Raw genomic sequence first — 16,870 nt, 5'->3', positions numbered from 1 at the left:
GGCGGCTCGGATGTCCGAAAGGTCGACGGCGCGCGTCATCGGGCGACCCCCTCTGGCCTGCCGGCCATCTCCCCCTCAAGGGGGGAGATCGGCAGCTCATGCGGCACCGCCGTTTCTATAGCATCCACAAGCAGCCAAAGCGCAGCGGCAGGGAATCTCCCCCCTCGAGGGGGAGGTGGCCAGCAGGTCAGAGGGAGACGCTCTTGCACGCAGAACATAATCTTACCGTCCCAGCGACAACGTCATCAGACGGCCGAACTCCGGATGTGGCGTCTCGTCCCCGCACAACCGTAAACAATTCCATGCCGTCGCCTGGTTGCTGGTCACCACTGGACGGCCGATCGCCTCTTCCATACTGGCGACCGCGAGCGCGCTCCGCAGCGCCGTGCAGGACACAAACAAGGCTTCGGCCTGTGGATGGGTCGCCTGGCGCGCGAGGTCGACAAGGGCTGCCGGCGGAATGCGTGCCATCTCGCGGTCATCCTCGAAACCCAGGCAGGTGAAGCTGGCGATATCGAAACCGCGTTCGGCGAAATAGGTTGCCATCGGCCTGGAAGTTTCAACCGTGTAGGGGGTGAGAATGCTGATCCGGCGCACGCCGAAGGCGTTCAGCCCGCGCACGCCGGCCATGGGCGGGGTTACGACGGGAATGCCGGGCTTGGCCGCCTGGATCGCCGCCTCGATCTCGGCATCGCCGATCACCACCGATGCCGAAGTGCAGGAGTAGCAGATGGCGTCGAGCGGCTCGTCGGGCAGGATCAAGGCCGCGCCCGCCGTCAGCGCCGGCTGCATCTTGCGAAGGTTCCGAGGCGTCGTCGGATTGGCATAGGGAATGCGCGCGACATAGACGCCGATCCGTTCGCTCGCCACCATGCGGCGAAAGTCCGGCTCGGTCGTGTGGTCGGTGGCCAGGATGATCAGGCCGACACGCTTCGCCAGCGGGCGGTCATCGAGCGCCGGCCGGTCGGGGTGGACCTTGATCTCGGGCAAGGGCTTCATGCGTTATCTCTCGATCTTGCCGTAACGGCGTTCCAGCCAGCGCAACAGCACGACAGAACAGAGGCTGATGGCGAGGAAGAAGGCGCCCACCAACGTGATCGGCTCCAGGTAGCGATAATAGGTGTTGGCGACGCTTTTGGCCTGGTTCATCAGTTCTAGCACGGTGATTGCCGACAGCAGCGGCGTCTCCTTGAACATGGCGATGAAATAGTTGGCCAGCGCCGGGATCATCGGCGGAATGGCTTGCGGGATAATGATGTGGGACCAGGTCTGCCTGGCGCTGAGGTTGCACGCCTTGGCGGCCTCCCACTGGCCGCGCGGCACATTGTCGATGCCGGCGCGATAGACCTCCGCCGTATAGGTGCCGTAGTGCAGCCCGAGCCCGATGACACCGGCGACCAACGGCGGCAGAAGAATACCGACGTCTGGCAGCACGTAGAAGATGAAATAGAGCTGCACCAGCAGCGGCGTGCCACGGACGAATTCGGCCGCCCAACCGACGGAGCGCGATACCGCCTTGTTGGGCGAGCGGCGCGCCAGCGCGATGCCCAGACCGACGATCGCCGCCAGTACCGAGCCGAGCAGCGTCGCCAGGATGGTGATCTTCACCCCCTGGATCAGCGTCGGCAGGATCTGCCGGACAAAATCCCAATCCCAATCCATCAGCGAACCTTGGCCATCAGCGAGTTCCGGTCATCAGACGCGCACCCCGTCGAGGCCGCGCGCCAGGTGGCGCTCCAGCGAGCGCACACCCCACGAAATGAGCAGCGCAAGGATGAAATAGAGAATGAGGATGGTGGTGAACGGCACCATGGTGTTACCGGTCTGGGCTCGCACCACCTGCGCCTGGAATGTGAGGTCGGCGAGCGAGATCAGTGAGACGACGGATGTGGCCTTGAGCAGTTCGATGGCGTTGTTGCCGAAGGTCGGCAGCATCACCAGAAACGCCTGCGGCAGGATGACATGGCGCAGGCCTTGCCAGCGGCCAAGGTTGAGCGCGATGCAGGCCTCGTGCTGTTCGCGGCCGATCGACTGCACGGCGCCGCGCACCACTTCGGCGGCGTAGGCGCCGACATTCAGGCCCAGCGCCAGCACGCCGGCCTGCAGCGGGGTCAGTTCCAGGCCCAATAGCGGCAGCACGAAATAGGCGAAGAACAGCTGCACGAAGATCGAGGTGCCGCGGAAGAATTCGATATAGGCGGTGGCGAGCGCGCGCAGCAGAAAGAAGCGCGACAGCCGCCCCATCCCGGCAACAAAGGCCATGACCAGGGCAAGCACCGACCCCATCAGCGTCAGCTCGATGGTGACAAGCGCTCCCTGCAATATAAGGCCGAAATAGCCGGACCATTGGGTCATCGATTAGAAGTTCCAACGTTTGCGATTCGAGTTCCTTCTCCCCGTTGAACGGGGAGAAGATGCCGGCAGGCAGATGAGGGGCAGCGCTAGCTTCTCCAAACCTAGCGCCGCCCCTCATCCGTCACTTCGTGACACCTTCTCCCCGTGAATGGGGAGAAGGAAGAAGAGCGCTCTACTTCGCCGAGCAGAGCTTTTCGCGCGTCGTCGACATCGCGGCAGCCGCCGAGAAGCCGTAGGGCTCGATGATCTTGGCGAACTCGCCCGACTTCTTCATCTTGGCCAGTTCGACATCGTAGGCGTCACGCAGCGCCTCGTCGCCCTTCTTGAAGGCGGCGCCGTCGCAGTAGACCGGGGCGCCCTGCACCGGCGCGATGACTTCGAGGCTCGGATCGTTGGCTTTCTTCATCAGATCATTGATCGACAGGACCGGCAGCGAATAGGCGTCGATGCGGCCGTCCTGCACCATCTTCAGGCCGCTCTGGCCATCCGGCACGACGATGACACGTTCACGCGGCACGCCGGCGTTGAGCGCCAGCTTCTCCTCGGTGCCGCCGCCCGGCGCGCCGATCGTGGCGGCAGTGTCCTTGGCGACGTCCTCGTAGCTCTTGAAGTGCTTGGGATTGCCCTTCTTCACCAGCATCGCCTCGGCGTCGCACAGAACCGGCTCGGAATAGGCGACCGCCGCGCAACGCTCCGGCTTCATGAACAGACCGGCGGTGACGACGTCGAAGCGGCCGGCCTGCAGACCGGGGATCATCGCGCCATACTCAGAGATCGAAGCGACGATATCGGCCACCCCGAGACGCTTGAAAATCTCGCGCGCCACGTCGGGCGCCGCGCCCGAAACCTTGCCGTCGGCGGCGACCGCCGTATAGGGCGGTTCGTTGGCGATGGCGACGCGGGCGAAACCCTGCGCCTTGAGCTGTTCGAGCTTCTTGTCCGCGGCCGAGCCCACGCTTGAGGTCGCGAGCACTGCCGTAATTGCGAAGCCGGCGATGCCGGCCAGAATGCCAAGTTTCTTCATTGTTCCCAACTCCTTGTTGCTCTTCTTGGTTTGCTTGTGGGCGGTTCGCACGCCCGCATGGCGGTCAGACGCGGTGTCCGGCCGCGATGATCTTCTTCAGGAAGCCTTGCGTGCGCTCCTGCTTGGGACGGCGGAAAATCTCGTCGGGCTTGCCTTCTTCAACGATCTTGCCGCGATCGAAGAACAGCACCCGGTCGGCGAAGTCGTGGGCGAAACCCATCTCATGGGTAACCAGCAGCATGGTCATGTCGGTCTCGGCGCAGAGCCGCCACAAGACGTTGAGCACCTCCTCGACCAGTTCCGGGTCGAGCGCCGACGTCACCTCGTCAAACAGCATGATCTTCGGCTGCAAGGCGAGCGCCCTGGCAATCGCCACACGCTGCTTCTGCCCGCCGGACAGTTGCGCCGGCATCGCCTTGGCCTTGTCGGCCATGCCGACCATGTCGAGCAGTTCCATCGCGCGTTTTTGGGCGGCGGCGCGCGGCGTGCCCTTAGTCAGCATCGGCGCCAGCGTGACATTGTCGATGACGCTCTTGTGCGGAAACAGGTTGAACAGCTGGAAGACCATGCCGATCTTCTGGCGCATTTTTGCCAGATGCCGCTCGTCGGCCGGCAACAACTGGCCGTTGCGCTCCATATGGTAAAGCTGCTCGCCATCGATCTGGATGTGGCCGCCGTCGATGCGCTCCAGCGTCATCAGGATACGCAGGATCGTCGTCTTGCCTGAGCCCGACGGGCCGATCAGCGCCAGCTTCTCGCGCGGCATGACCTGCATCGACAGGCCGTCCAGCACCTTGAAGGCACCAAAGCTCTTCGAAATGGCATCGACCTTGATGATGGGTGCGGACAAATGAATTTCCCCGTGCTGGAGAAGCCTGTGCCCCTAACGATGCGGAACGCGCCAAATCATGTCAATTGGGAAAATAATATCATGACAATTATTCCGATTGCGGACAATTCTCGACCAACTGGGCGACCCGTCGAGAGTCGGGCTCAGGCCCGACCCAGCAATGGCGGCGTCTGAGACCGGAACGGAGCCGGAAGCGCAGGAGACCACCTTCGCAGGCCGGCATTACCGGAATATCGACGCACCCCCTAGATGGCGAGCAGCAGGTGCTCCGGATCTCCAAGCAAGAGCTTGGTGACAACGCCGAGACCGGCGCGCAGTTCCCCCTCGGTGGTCGAACCCAGCGAAATGCGCACCGCCGGATGCCAGGGGGCGTCGGAAATGCGGAAGGAGGCGCCTGGCGCGATCGCCACGCCCTGCAGCCGGGCCTGGGCGACAAAACTCTCCTCGGCCCGGTCGCCAGGCAATTGCAGCCACAGATGCAGGCCATCGCGATGCGAACGATAATCGACCCCTGCAAGGACCTCCGCGGCAATGTCCATCCTGTGCCGGAGCGCTTGGCGCTGCCAGCGGACAAGCTCCATCGCGGTGCCGTCGGCCACCCATTTGGTGGCGATCTCGGCCACCAGCGGCGTTGCCATCCAGTTCGAGACCAGATGCCGGTTGGCGACGGCGGCAACGTAACGGTCGGGCGCGGCGAGATAGCCGATGCGCAGGCCGGGCACGGTGATCTTGGTGAAGGAGGTGACGTAGAGCGTGCGCTCCGGCGCGTAAGCAGCGACCGGCGGCGGCCGGTCCTCGACCAGCGGACCCAGCACATCGTTCTCGATGATGGCGATGTCGTGCTTGCGCGCCACCGCCGCGATCTCGGCGCGACGTCCCGAATCCATCAGCGTCGCGGTCGGGTTGATCACCGAAGGCTGCACGAACACAGCGCGGATGTCGGAGAGCCGGCAGGCCTCGTCCAGCGCCTCCGGGATGAGGCCATTGCCGTCGATCGGCAAGCCTTGGAGATTGAAGCCAAGATAGCGCGCGAGCGGCACCAGCGTGTGGTGGCCGATCGCCTCGGTCGCGACGGTCGATCCCGGCGGCGCCACGCTCATCAGCGCCACTGTCATGCCGGCGGTAGCGCCGTTGGTCAGGCTGATGTTCTGCGCGGAAGCCTCGAGCCCGCACAGTTTCAGCCATTCGACGGCAACAGCGCGATGGCGGGGGAACACCATGTTGGGCCGGAAGGAGAGTGCCGAACTCGAGGGCAGGTGTTCGGCCAGCCACCCCAATGCCTGCTTCATCCGCTCCAGATGCATCGGCTCGCAGACCGGCTTCAGGATCGAGAGGTCGATGACCTCGCCGAGGCGCTCGGGCAGATAGGGCGGCTCCGGCTCGCGGCGCTGCGTCTGGACAAAGCTGCCGCGGCCGATCTCGCCCGAAATCAGGCCGCGCCGGATCAATTCCTCATAGGCGCGGCTCACCGTCTGTACCGACAGCTTCAAATCGTCGGCCAGCCGGCGATGGGTCGGCAGGCGCGCGCCATTCGCCAGCCGTCCGTCATGGATGGCACGCGCGAACTGGTCGGCAAGCGACTGGTAGGCTGGCCGCCTGATGAGCGCGGGATCGGGTTGCCACAATGTCATGACTTATTAGAGATCGAAATCAGTGCAATTGACAATCGAAATAATGCACCGTCATGGTGCCGTGGACGAAAAGTGGACTGTGATGACGGCTGCAAAACTCGACGCGATCGACCTCAAAATCCTCGACGCCATCCAGCGTGACGGACGCATCACCAAGCTGGCGCTGGCCGAGCAGGTCGGGCTCTCGCCGACGCCATGCTGGATGCGGCTGCGCAAGCTGGAAAAGGCCGGCATCGTCTCGGGTTACCACGCCCGGATCGCCATGCGCGTGGTGGCGCCGGTCGCCACCGTGCTGATGGAGGTGACGCTGGCCAGCCACCGCCAGGCCGATTTCGACCGCTTCGAGCGCGTCATCCGTGACATTCCCGAGATCGTCGCCTGCTGGTCGGTGGGCGGCGGCGTCGATTATGTGCTGAAGGTGATGGCGCGCGACATCGACGCCTATCAGCGGCTGGTCGATGCCTTGCTCGACCGCGAGATCGGCATCGACCGCTACTTCACCTACATCGTCATCAAGACGGTGAAGGACGAGACCGTTTTGCCACTGGCTGACCTGTTGCCCATCGCCACTTCATCCTAGGGCGGAGCAAGGAGCGAAGCGACGCGGCGCAGACCCTGGCATTACGAAGTTGAGAGGCTCAGCTGACGGCTTTCCCGAAACAGCGATGCATATTCCCCACATAGAGAGATCGCTCTGCTCACGGGGCGAATAGAGAGACTCTCTCCTTTAGCGGACGCCCAAACAGCCTCTCTGTCTGCGCATGGGGGATAGTCTTCCCGCATTAGTCCGAACCGGGAGGCTTCGACCATGTCCGCGCATTTCGCCCGCTCACATCGCCATGAAGCGCTCGATCGCCTGGCCGACCGCCGGCTGTTGCGCGAACTCGCCTATGTCGACGGCCACTGGACGGCGAGCGAGGCCGCCGAAAGCTTCGAAGTCACCGATCCGGCGACCGGCACCACGGTCGCCTTCGTCGCAGCGTTGGACGCGCGCCAGACGACAAAGGCGATCGATGCCGCGGCGCGCGCCTTTCCGGCCTGGCGGTCGCTATTGCCGCAGGAGCGCGCAAAAATCCTGCGAAAATGGTTCGAGCTGATCATCGAGGCGAAAGACGATCTCGCCCTGCTGATGACACTGGAACAGGGCAAGCCGCTCAAGGAGTCGCTCGGCGAGATCGACTATGCCGCCTCCTTCGTCGAGTGGTATGCCGAAGAAGCCAAGCGGCTCAACGCCGAGAGCGTCACCAGCCATCTGCCGAACGCCGAAATGATGGTGCGGCGCGAGCCGGTCGGCGTCGTCGGCGTGGTCACGCCCTGGAATTTTCCGTCGGCCATGCTGACCCGCAAGGCCGCCGCCGCTCTCGCCGCCGGCTGCACCATCGTCGCCCACCCCTCCTCGGAGACGCCGCTATCGGCGCTGGCGCTGGCCGAACTCGGCGAGCGCGCCGGCCTGCCTGCCGGCGTCTTCAATGTCCTCACCGGCAATGCTTCGACGATCGTCGGGCGCATGTGCGAAGACCCGCGCGTCCGTGCCATGAGCTTCACCGGCTCGACCGAGATCGGCCGGCTGATCGCCGCGCAGAGCGCGCCGACGATGAAGCGGCTGGTGATGGAGCTTGGCGGCCACGCGCCGCTGATCGTCTTTGCCGACGCCGATGTCGACAAGGCCGTGCGCATCGCCGTCGACGCCAAATTCGCCACATCGGGCCAGGATTGCCTCGCCGCCAACCGCATCTACGTCCAACGCCCGATCTATGATCGCTTCTGCGCCGCCTTTGCCAGGCGCATCGAGGCGCTGCGGACCGGCAATGGACTTGCCGAGGAAACCGAGATCGGGCCGCTGATGCACGAGCGTGCCGTCAACAAGGTCGAGGAACAAGTCGCTGATGCCCTGACCCGCGGCGCGCGCTGTCTCGCCGGTGGCAAGCGGCATCAGGCCGGCCCGTTGTTCTACCAGCCGACGTTTCTGGCCGACGTTGTCGACGAGGCGCTGATCATGCGCGAGGAGACCTTTGGTCCGGTCGCCGCCGTCACGCCCTTCGACAGCGAGGACGAGGTCATCGCCCGCGCCAATGCCACCGAATATGGCCTCGTCGCGTATGTCGTGACCGAGAATGGTGCCCGCCAGCACCGTTTGGGCCGCGCCCTGGACTACGGCATGGTCGCAATCAATCGCGTCAAGATCACCGGCGCGCCGATCCCGTTCGGCGGCGTCAAGCAGTCCGGCATCGGCCGCGAGGGTTCACGCCACGGGCTCGAAGCTTTCACCGATCTGAAGTATCTCTGCCTGGACGTTGCATAATTCGTCCGGCCATCCCTCAAGGAGTAGAAAAATGCTCGACCAATCCAACGAACTCGCCGCCTGGGACCGCGACCACTTCTTCCATCCCTCGACCCATATGGGCACGCATGCGCGCGGCGAGAGCCCGACGCGCATCATGGCCGGCGGCGAAGGCGTCACCGTCTGGGACAACAATGGCAGGAAGAGCATCGATGCTTTCGCCGGCCTCTATTGCGTCAATGTCGGCTACGGCCGCCAGAAGATCGCCGACGCCATCGCCGCCCAGGCCAAGAACCTTGCCTATTACCATGCCTATGTCGGGCACGGCACCGAGGCCTCTATCACGCTGGCCAAGATGATCATCGACCGCGCGCCGAAAGGCATGTCGAGAGTCTATTTCGGCCTCTCCGGCTCGGACGCCAACGAAACCAACATCAAGCTGATCTGGTACTACAACAACGTTCTCGGCCGCCCGGAGAAGAAGAAGATCATTTCGCGCTGGCGCGGCTATCACGGCTCGGGCGTGATGACCGGATCGCTGACCGGCCTTGAGCTGTTCCACAACGCCTTCGATTTGCCGCGCGTGCCGATCCTTCACACCGAGGCGCCCTATTATTTCCGCCGCGCCGACCGCTCGATGAGCGAGGAGCAGTTTTCGCAATATTGCGCCGACAAGCTCGAGGAGATGATCCTGGCTGAAGGTCCGGAGACGGTGGCTGCTTTCATCGGCGAGCCGATCCTCGGCACTGGCGGCATCGTGCCGCCGCCCGCAGGCTACTGGGAAAAAATCCAGACGGTGCTGAAGAAATATGATGTGCTGCTGGTCGCCGACGAGGTGGTGACGGGCTTTGGCCGGCTCGGCACCATGTTCGGTTCCGACCATTACGGCATCAAGCCGGATTTGATCACCATCGCCAAGGGCCTGACCTCGGCCTATGCCCCTCTGTCAGGGGTCATCGTCGGAGACAAGATGTGGCAGGTGCTGGTCGAGGGTTCCGACAAGCTGGGTTCGCTGGGCCATGGCTGGACCTATTCGGCGCATCCGATCTGCGTTGCCGCCGGCGTCGCCAATCTCGAGCTGATCGACGAGATGGACCTGGTGAAGAATGCCGGCGAGACCGGTGCCTATTTCCGTACCGAGCTCGCCAAGGCCGTCGGCGGCCACAAACATGTCGGCGAGGTGCGGGGCGATGGCATGCTGGCGGCGGTCGAATTCGTCAGGGATCGCGACGACCGCGTCTTCTTCGATCCTTCGCTGAAGATCGGACCGCAGGTCGCCACGGCCCTTGCCGCAAGCGGCGTCATCGGCCGCGCCATGCCGCAGGGCGACATCCTCGGCTTCGCGCCGCCGCTCTGCCTGACGCGCGAGGAGGCCGATATCGTCGTGGCCAAGACCGCGGATGCCGTGAACAGCGTGTTTGCCAATCTCTGAGATCGAGCCCATGAATGCCAGGACCAACACGCTCCCCGCCACCATGGCCGCCGTGCTGCTGACCGGCCACGGCGGACCGGAAAAACTCGTCTACCGCACCGATGTGAGAGTGCCCGCCCCTGCTTCGGGGGAAGTGCTTATAAGGGTTAGCGCTTGCGGGATGAACAACACCGATGTCTGGGTCCGCCAGGGCGCCTATGGCACCGAGGAAGACGCTGCAGCGGTGTCGACCTGGCGGCGACAAGGCAACACGCTGACCTTCCCGCGCATTCAGGGCACCGACACTGTCGGCATCATCGCTGCCGTCGGTGAAGGCGTCTCGCCGGATCGTATCGGCGAACGGGTGATGATCGATTTCTCCATCTACAACCGCGACGACGATTCGCTCGCCGATATCGACTATATGGGCCATGGCCGCGACGGCGGTTATGCCGAATACCAGGCCGTGCCGGCGGAGAATGCGCATGTCGTCGACACGACGCTGAGCGACATCGAGCTCGCCACCTTCTGCTGCGCTTATCTCACGGGCGAGCAAATGCTGGAGCGCGCGGCGCTGAAAGCCGGCGAGCGCGTTCTGGTCACCGGCGCCTCGGGCGGCGTCGGCTCGGGCATCGTGCAACTGGCACGGGCGCGCGGCGCCATTCCTTACGCCGTCGTCGGCAAGGGCAAGGAACAGGCGGTGCTCGATATCGGCGCAGAGGCCGTTATTACCCGTGGCGTCGCCGATTTGCCGCAAGCCGTTGCCGAGGCGACCGGCGGCCAGCCGATCAATGTCGTGGCTGACCTCGTTGGCGGTGCCATCTTCAACGATTTGCTGCGCATCCTGAGGCCGGAGGGCCGCTACACTACCGCCGGAGCTATTGCGGGCCCGGTCGTCCAGCTCGATCTCAGGACCATGTATCTCAAGCAGTTGCAACTGCACGGTTCGAGCCAGGGCACGCGCGCGGATTTCCGCCGCATCGTGCGCTACATCGAGGCGGGCAAGATCCGGCCGCTGGTCGGCGGCGTCTACCGGCTCTCCGATTTCCACCACGCGCAAGCCGATTTCGTTGCCAAGGATTTTGTCGGCAAGCTGATTGTGGTGCCAGACGCCGTCGCGGAGCGAACGGCGTAGTTCCAAAATCAAAGCCCCTCGCTGCCTGCTTCCTCGCCGCTGCCGCAATGGGAATGGCTTGCACTCCAGCCAGCAAGCCGCCACAAACTGTGACGCCCGCCGCGCCGCTGGTCCGGGCATATGGTCACAGGGTACAGGCGAGACATGACGGCCCGGATGATACTGCTGGACGCCAAGCCACTCGGCGTGGCTGACGTCGCCGAGATCGCACGGCGCAGCGCCCGGCTTATGCTGGGTGAGGAAGCGATGCGCCGTATCCGGGCGAGCCGCGCGCTGGTCGAGCACCTGACGCAGCTCGGCAAACCGATGTATGGTGTCACCACTGGTCTCGGCGCCTGTGTCGACACGCCGCTCGCCCAGGCCGACCTGATCGCGTTCCAACACAGCGTGCCGCTCAGCCACAGTATGGGTATCGGGCCCGCCCTTCCGACCGAGGCGGTGCGGGCGCTGATGACCGCACGCATCTCGGGCATGGCCGCCGGAGGCACCGGCACCTCCGAACGCGTGGTCATGGGCCTTGTCGCGGCGCTCAACGCCGGCGTCCATCCGGTGATCCCAACTTGGGGATCGATCGGCGCCGCGGATCTTGCCCATCTCGGCCATATGGCGCGAGCGCTGCGCGGCGAAGGCGAGGCGGAATTCGAGGGCCGGATCATGCCATCGGCCGAGGCGCTAACCCTGGCCGGGCTGGAGCCGCTCGACCTGCGCGAGAAGGACGGTCACGCCCTCATCGTCGCCAACAGCCTGTCGACCGGAACGGCGTGCCTGTGCCTCGAGGACGTCGCCCATCTTATCGACTGGGGGTTGGCCGCCGTGGCTCTCAACTGCGAGGCGTTCCGTTCTTCCATCACCGCGATCGACGAGGATGCGCTGGCCGCGCGGCCGGCCTTCGGCCAGCGCGAGATCGGCGCGCGGCTGCGCACCGAACTGGCGGGCAGCGGCCTGTGGAAGGACAAGGCGGCGCGGCGCCTACAGGACCCGCTCAGCTATCGCTGCGTGCCCCAGGTCTGGGGTGGCCTGCTTCATGCGTTCGAACAGGCAAGGCTGGCGACCGAGGTCGAACTGACCCATTCAGGCGATAATCCCGTGATCCTGCCTGAAGACGATCGGGTGGTTTCGAACGGCAATTTCGACCTCACGGCATTCACGCTCGCCTGGGAACAGCTCGGTCAGGCGCTCGCGCATTGCGCGGTCGGCACCGCCAATCGCTCTATGAAGCTGATGTCGCCGACAACAGCTGAATTGCCACGCTTCCTGTCGGCCAGGGGCGGCAGCCGCCAGGGCTACGCCGAACTGCAGAAGCCGCTGGCGGCGCTGGAAGCCGAAATCCGGCATCTGGCCAACCCGATGTCCCTCAGCCCGCTCGCCGTCTCGGATGGCATCGAGGATCAGTCGTCGATGGCGCCCCGAGTAGTGGCCAAGACTGGCGAGATCATTGAGCGCCTGCGCTATCTCGTTGCGATGGAGCTGATCTTCGCGGCCACCGGCGTGGAGTTGCGCGACGTCGTCGACAGCATGGGCGAAGGGCCGCGGCGCACCTTCGCCGCCGTACGTGCGCTCGTCAGCCCGCTCGACGACGACCGCGAGCTGAGCACCGACATGACACGGATTGCCCGGATGGTCGCGGGGCCCCGGGACTGAGCCGTCGCTCCCATCCGCCTGACGCCGGTTCAATCTTCGCGGCGGCGGGTCGGGACTATTGGTAAGGGCCCCTGAGGTTTAGTTTCTCGGCCAGAAGGCAGAAGCGGTCGATCGACCGGACAAGTTCTTCTCCTTGTTCGGCGAGAATCCCGCCGCGCTCGGCGGATGGCATTTCCGACAGCGCCTTCCACAACCGGCCTTGCCGGTCACAGAGATCCGCCAGCTCGGCGCAGTCGCTGGAAGTCAGTTTCAAAAGGTGGGACGCCGTCACCGGTCCGATGCCGGGAGGCGTCGTCACTCCCAGGGAAACATAGCCTGGCGGCACGGAGCCTTTGGCATTGGTCACCGCTTTGCGGCAGATGACATCGAACAGCTGGTCGACGGCCTGTTTGGCGCCGGCGACGCGCGAAGGATGGTCCGTGTCGGCCGCGGCATGGGGCAGCAGCTCGAGCTTGGCGCCATGTTTCTCGACGAGGTCGAGATAAGGCAGCATCGGACCGGACAGGCTGCCGGTCGAGGCATCGCTGAAAAGATCGGCATCGATGGCGGCGTGGCGTAGCCGGCCTGAGGACAGGGCGTCGTCAAGCGCCTCGATATCGACAAGCTCGCCGCGATCGTAGTTGACCAGCACGGCACCACTCTTCATGCGCGACAGGACATCCGCGCCGATGAGTCCGGCATTGGCGTAGCGGCCGGTCTGCGCGTCCTGCTTGCCCAGGCCGACATGGACGCTGAGCACATCGGCCCCCTCGGCCGCGTCGGCAGGGCTCGCCGCGTAGGCAAATCCCTCTGCTTCTATCCAGTCCCGATGCCGACGGCGTGCATGGATCACCACACGCATGCCGAAGGCACGGGCGAGCTTGGCCACCTCGCGGCCGATATTGCCATAGCCGATGATCGCGATCGTCTTGCCTTCGAGCTTTTCGGTGGGAAAATCCCGCAGTTCCCTGCCGGTGTCGAAGGCGCCGCGCGCCACCCGCTCGTGCAGCATGTCGACCGGCAGATCCGGCAGCACTTTCAGGATCGCCTTCATCACCATCTGCGCCGTGGCGCGGCTGTTGATGCCGGGCGTGTTCATCAGCACCGCGGTGCCGCCCTCGCCGCTGCCGCCACCCCAGGAGCGCGAGCCCATATTGCCGGTGCCAGCGCCGATCCGCACGCCGGCCAGTGGAAAGACGGTCTCGGCAGGCAGGAAGGTCGCGGCGGCGATGACGGCGTCATAGCGCCCCTCCCCCGCGGCCTCGATCAGCTCTTCTCGGGTGCTGAGGTCCGGCTGGTAGAAGAAATGCACACGGCCACGTTCGAGGTCGGCTTTGTCGCCAAGCGCGGCGGCGTGAAAGCGGCCGCCCTTGGCTTCGATATGGGCGCGGACTTCGCTCGGGTCAGGCTTGCCGTCCGGCCCGAAGCGCAGGCCGACCAGATCGCAGATCAGCACGGCGTAGATGCTTTGCGGGTCGATTGGCTCCACGGCCTGCATGCTGGTCTCTGCGGTCACGTCGTTTCCCCCATATAAGAACGGCAAGGCCTGCTGCGACAGCAGGGGTGTCCTGAATAATCAGAACCTATCAGCCCGGAAAGGTGCCAGATCGATCGCAGGCGGCAAACCGGCGGCAAGTTGCGACACGACAGTGCCGACTCCAATGAGAGCGGGCCGGCAGGGGTTCGAGCGGACGGATTGTCTCCACTACTCTTGCCGGGATGATTTGCGAGATCGCCTGATGTGACCGCTGACCTGCACGCCGTCCTCGGCGCGCAGGTACAGAAAGCCGGGAATGGATATGAGCGGGATGATCGCGGTCAGCAGGAACACCTGGTGGAACCGTTCCGGCGTCAGGACGTGGCTTTCCCCTGCAATCAGGCCGAGCAGCATGGCGGCGACCGAGACGCCGAGCGAAACGCTAAGCTGCTGCAGCACGCCGCCCAGGCTGGTGGCGCGGCTGAGCTTGTCCGCCGGTAGATCGGCGTAGGACAGGGTGTTGGAGGTCATGAACTGCGCCGACCGAACGACGCCGAACAGGAAGACATAGAAACCGATCATCCAATGGGGCGTATCGGCAGTCATCAAGGCGAAGCCCGCCACGGTGGCGGAGCCAACGATCGCGCTGCCAATCAGCACGATTTTGAAGCCGACGCGCCGCAGCAGCGGCGACAGCATTGGCCGCATGAGCAGCGCGCCGAAGCTGCCGACGAATGTCAGCGAACCTGAGGTGACCGGGCTCATGCCAAAGCCGACCTGAAGCATCAGCGGCAGGAGGAACGGGGCGCCGTTGAGACCGACGCGGCACAGGCCCCCCGCCAGCGTGCCGACCCAGAACGAGCGAAATCGAAACAGCGTCAGGTCGACAGCCGGCGCCACGACGCGGCGCGCATAGCGCCCGAAGGCAAGCAGCAGCAGGACGGCCGCGGCCAACACCAGCACCGTCGCAAAGCCGGGAATGATCGGCCGGCCGATATTCTCCAGCCCGAACTGCAGCAACGCCACGCCGCATCCCACCATCAGGAATCCGGCGAAGTCGAAGCGCTCCACCGCCTCCTGGTGGAAATCGTCGACGAAGCGCAGCGCCGCCAGAATGCCAAGACAGCCAAACGGCACGTTGACATAGAATATCCAGCGCCACGACGCGTAGGTGGTCAGCAGGCCGCCGAGCAGCGGCCCGATGATCGGCCCCATGATGGCCGGCAAGGTCGTGTAGGTCATGGCGGTGATCAGGCCGCTGCGTGGAAAGCTGCGCAGCAGGATCAGCCGCCCGACCGGCGTCATCATGGCGCCGCCAAGTCCTTGCAGCGCGCGCATGGCCAGCAGCATGCCGAAACTGTTCGCTATGCCGCACAGCGCGGAGCCAAGGGTGAAGGTGAAAAGCGCCAGGGCGAACACCCTGCGCGCGCCGAACCTGTCGGCGAACCAGCCGCTGACGGGAATGAACACGGCGAGCGTCAGGATGTAGGTGGTGATCGCCAGATTCAGCCGGACCGGCGTCGTATCCAGACTTTGCGCCATGGCCGGGATCGCGGTGGTGATGATGGTGGAATCGAGCTGTTCCATCAGAAAGGCGATGGCGACGATGATCGGGATGATCAACCTCAGCTTCGGGTCGCGCTCGGTGGCAAATAGAGGCTGTTCCAATGCTCTGGCCAATTCCGTCATGCAGGCGGTTCATATGCCTTGGCGAAGGCCCGCATATTGCGTTGAAAACATTGATCATCCGCGATCATCCGCGACCAACCAGCCGGGCGGGATCACTTGGCGCGTTTATGGTCCGACAAATGCAGCAGCGACAATGAATTCTTGCCGGACGGTGGTCAAAAAATCTTGAGCGCGGACAGAGGGCGAGGAAAGCAGCGATCGCCTCAAGAAGGATGGTCCAAAGACATTAGGCATTCAGCGTCAGGCATTCAGCGTCCCTATTTCGTGAAGGAACGTCTGGGGCGGCAGGCCGTTTTTCCTGTGCATGTCTCGTAGGAAAAGGAGGCATCTTCATGAAACGGCGTCTGATGCTCGCCAGCGGCGCTATCGTGCTGGCCGCCGCGAGCGCGATTTCATTTACCTCCATCGCCGATGCGGCGGCTGTCAGGTATCACTTTGTCCATACCGCGGTTCATCGCCACAACGGACATCGGTACGTCGTCCAACGGCAACATCGAAACCCTCGCGTGTGGGTTGGCGGCGGTTGGACAGGCGACAATTGGACCGGCGACAATGGCTGGATGGACAGCTACTACAATGGCTACGGCAGCTACCATGGATTCGTCGGCGACTTTTGTGGAACCATCGAATGGACGCTCGGCCTGTGCGGTCCCCACGGTCCTTGATCCCTGATCCCCAGACCCCAGCCAGTTGACCAGACGGGCGGATGCTATGCCATTTCGGGACGCCTTGACGCCTCTGAGTCAGCAATTCCTGCATCTGATGCCGGGTCAAGGCATCGAGCGCGCCAAAGGGCTCGTCCATCAGGAGCATCTTGGAGCGATAGGAAAGCGCACGCGCAATGGCGACGCGCTGTTTCATGCCGCCCGACAATTCGGACGGATAGCGGTCCGCACTCTGCGACAGCTTGACGAGGTCGAGATGCTTGAGCGAGATCTCGCGGCAGGCCGACCGGTCATAGCCCGCGGCCTTGAGGGCAAACTCGATGTTCTGCCGCGCCGTCAGCCAGGGAAGCAGCGTGTAGGACTGGAAGACGACGCCACGGTCGAGACCCGGCTGCAGGATCGGGGCACCGTCGATGCTGAGTTCGCCGGCGTCGAAGTCCTGCAGTCCGGCCACGATCGACAGCAACGTGCTCTTGCCGCAACCCGATATGCCGACAAGCGAGACGAACTCGTTGTCGGCTAGATCAAGATTGATGTCGCGCAGCACTTCCGTGCGCCGCTCTCCCGTGCCGAAGCTCTTGTGGAGGCCTGCTCCGCCCGAGGATGACGAAAGGATGAAACCTACTCCACGGTCACCGACTTCGCCAGATTGCGCGGCTGGTCGACGTCGGTGCCCATGAACACGGCGGTGAAGTAGGCCAGCATCTGGATCGGCAGCGCGTAGATGATCGG

General features: G+C 64.3%; 14 protein-coding genes. 5 read left to right on the top strand and 9 right to left on the bottom strand.

From position 1 onward, the window contains the following. Positions 1–222 precede the first annotated feature (222 nt). The 6 genes from eutA to FJ934_RS26520 form a co-directional block, all read right to left on the bottom strand. The gene (eutA, locus tag FJ934_RS26545) at positions 223–999 is read right to left on the bottom strand and encodes an ectoine utilization protein EutA (RefSeq protein WP_140613375.1); all 777 of its coding nucleotides are present in this window, start codon (positions 997–999) and stop codon (positions 223–225) included. 3 nt (positions 1,000–1,002) lie between these two features. Further along, a complete protein-coding gene (gene ehuD, locus FJ934_RS26540) occupies positions 1,003–1,662 on the bottom strand; it encodes an ectoine/hydroxyectoine ABC transporter permease subunit EhuD (protein WP_140613374.1) in 660 nt (219 codons plus the stop codon). A gap of 33 nt (positions 1,663–1,695) precedes the next feature. Next, positions 1,696–2,355 (bottom strand): ectoine/hydroxyectoine ABC transporter permease subunit EhuC, encoded by a 660-nt coding sequence (gene ehuC / locus FJ934_RS26535; RefSeq protein WP_140613373.1) that lies wholly within the window; start codon positions 2,353–2,355, stop codon positions 1,696–1,698. A 172-nt stretch (positions 2,356–2,527) separates the two neighbouring features. After that, positions 2,528–3,379 (bottom strand): ectoine/hydroxyectoine ABC transporter substrate-binding protein EhuB, encoded by an 852-nt coding sequence (ehuB, locus tag FJ934_RS26530; RefSeq protein ID WP_140613372.1) that lies wholly within the window; start codon positions 3,377–3,379, stop codon positions 2,528–2,530. A gap of 64 nt (positions 3,380–3,443) precedes the next feature. Next, complete coding sequence (gene ehuA, locus FJ934_RS26525) at positions 3,444–4,229, bottom strand: ectoine/hydroxyectoine ABC transporter ATP-binding protein EhuA (protein ID WP_281407631.1); 786 nt, start codon at positions 4,227–4,229, stop codon at positions 3,444–3,446. Between the two features lie 245 nt (positions 4,230–4,474). Continuing rightward, positions 4,475–5,860, bottom strand: coding sequence for a PLP-dependent aminotransferase family protein (locus tag FJ934_RS26520; RefSeq protein ID WP_140613370.1), 1,386 nt, complete (start codon positions 5,858–5,860; stop codon positions 4,475–4,477). An 82-nt stretch (positions 5,861–5,942) separates the two neighbouring features. Here FJ934_RS26520 and FJ934_RS26515 point away from each other — a divergent pair, with 82 nt between their 5' ends. The 5 genes from FJ934_RS26515 to hutH all read left to right on the top strand — a co-directional run bounded on the left by FJ934_RS26515 (position 5,943) and on the right by hutH (position 12,328). After that, positions 5,943–6,440 carry an Lrp/AsnC family transcriptional regulator gene (locus FJ934_RS26515; protein ID WP_140613369.1) on the top strand — a complete coding sequence of 166 codons (498 nt, stop codon included), beginning with the start codon at positions 5,943–5,945 and terminating at the stop codon, positions 6,438–6,440. Between the two features lie 228 nt (positions 6,441–6,668). After that, positions 6,669–8,162 carry an NAD-dependent succinate-semialdehyde dehydrogenase gene (locus tag FJ934_RS26510; protein ID WP_140613368.1) on the top strand — a complete coding sequence of 498 codons (1,494 nt, stop codon included), beginning with the start codon at positions 6,669–6,671 and terminating at the stop codon, positions 8,160–8,162. A 31-nt stretch (positions 8,163–8,193) separates the two neighbouring features. Next, entirely contained in the window at positions 8,194–9,573 is a 1,380-nt protein-coding gene (locus FJ934_RS26505; RefSeq protein ID WP_140613367.1) for an aspartate aminotransferase family protein, read from the top strand. Positions 9,574–9,583: 10 nt separating this feature from the next. Beyond that, positions 9,584–10,687 carry an alcohol dehydrogenase family protein gene (locus FJ934_RS26500; RefSeq protein ID WP_140613366.1) on the top strand — a complete coding sequence of 368 codons (1,104 nt, stop codon included), beginning with the start codon at positions 9,584–9,586 and terminating at the stop codon, positions 10,685–10,687. A gap of 144 nt (positions 10,688–10,831) precedes the next feature. Then, on the top strand, positions 10,832–12,328 hold the full coding sequence (hutH, locus tag FJ934_RS26495; protein WP_140613365.1) for a histidine ammonia-lyase: 1,497 nt from the start codon (positions 10,832–10,834) through the stop codon (positions 12,326–12,328). Between the two features lie 55 nt (positions 12,329–12,383). Here the strand turns inward: hutH and FJ934_RS26490 are convergent, their stop codons facing one another. The 3 genes from FJ934_RS26490 to FJ934_RS28610 all read right to left on the bottom strand — a co-directional run bounded on the left by FJ934_RS26490 (position 12,384) and on the right by FJ934_RS28610 (position 16,685). Next, on the bottom strand, positions 12,384–13,823 hold the full coding sequence (locus FJ934_RS26490; protein WP_140613364.1) for a 2-hydroxyacid dehydrogenase: 1,440 nt from the start codon (positions 13,821–13,823) through the stop codon (positions 12,384–12,386). A gap of 189 nt (positions 13,824–14,012) precedes the next feature. After that, positions 14,013–15,473: a DHA2 family efflux MFS transporter permease subunit gene (locus FJ934_RS26485; RefSeq protein WP_140613363.1), complete on the bottom strand. Its 1,461-nt coding sequence runs from the start codon at positions 15,471–15,473 to the stop codon at positions 14,013–14,015. A gap of 423 nt (positions 15,474–15,896) precedes the next feature. Then, on the bottom strand, positions 15,897–16,685 hold the full coding sequence (locus FJ934_RS28610) for an ABC transporter ATP-binding protein (protein ID WP_246671650.1): 789 nt from the start codon (positions 16,683–16,685) through the stop codon (positions 15,897–15,899). Positions 16,686–16,870 lie beyond the last annotated feature (185 nt).

It is taken from the genome of Mesorhizobium sp. B2-4-12 (assembly GCF_006441575.1).
Lineage (GTDB): Bacteria > Pseudomonadota > Alphaproteobacteria > Rhizobiales > Rhizobiaceae > Mesorhizobium.
This window is presented reverse-complemented; position numbering and strand designations above follow the sequence as displayed.

Coding starts and splice junctions, on each gene's coding strand:
- eutA (WP_140613375.1), bottom strand. CDS start 999: ATGAAGCCCTTGCCCGAGATCAAGGTCCACCCCGACCGGCCGGCGCTC.
- ehuD (WP_140613374.1), bottom strand. CDS start 1,662: ATGGATTGGGATTGGGATTTTGTCCGGCAGATCCTGCCGACGCTGATC.
- ehuC (WP_140613373.1), bottom strand. CDS start 2,355: ATGACCCAATGGTCCGGCTATTTCGGCCTTATATTGCAGGGAGCGCTT.
- ehuB (WP_140613372.1), bottom strand. CDS start 3,379: ATGAAGAAACTTGGCATTCTGGCCGGCATCGCCGGCTTCGCAATTACG.
- FJ934_RS26520 (WP_140613370.1), bottom strand. CDS start 5,860: ATGACATTGTGGCAACCCGATCCCGCGCTCATCAGGCGGCCAGCCTAC.
- FJ934_RS26515 (WP_140613369.1), top strand. CDS start 5,943: ATGACGGCTGCAAAACTCGACGCGATCGACCTCAAAATCCTCGACGCC.
- FJ934_RS26510 (WP_140613368.1), top strand. CDS start 6,669: ATGTCCGCGCATTTCGCCCGCTCACATCGCCATGAAGCGCTCGATCGC.
- FJ934_RS26505 (WP_140613367.1), top strand. CDS start 8,194: ATGCTCGACCAATCCAACGAACTCGCCGCCTGGGACCGCGACCACTTC.
- FJ934_RS26500 (WP_140613366.1), top strand. CDS start 9,584: ATGAATGCCAGGACCAACACGCTCCCCGCCACCATGGCCGCCGTGCTG.
- hutH (WP_140613365.1), top strand. CDS start 10,832: ATGACGGCCCGGATGATACTGCTGGACGCCAAGCCACTCGGCGTGGCT.
- FJ934_RS26485 (WP_140613363.1), bottom strand. CDS start 15,473: ATGACGGAATTGGCCAGAGCATTGGAACAGCCTCTATTTGCCACCGAG.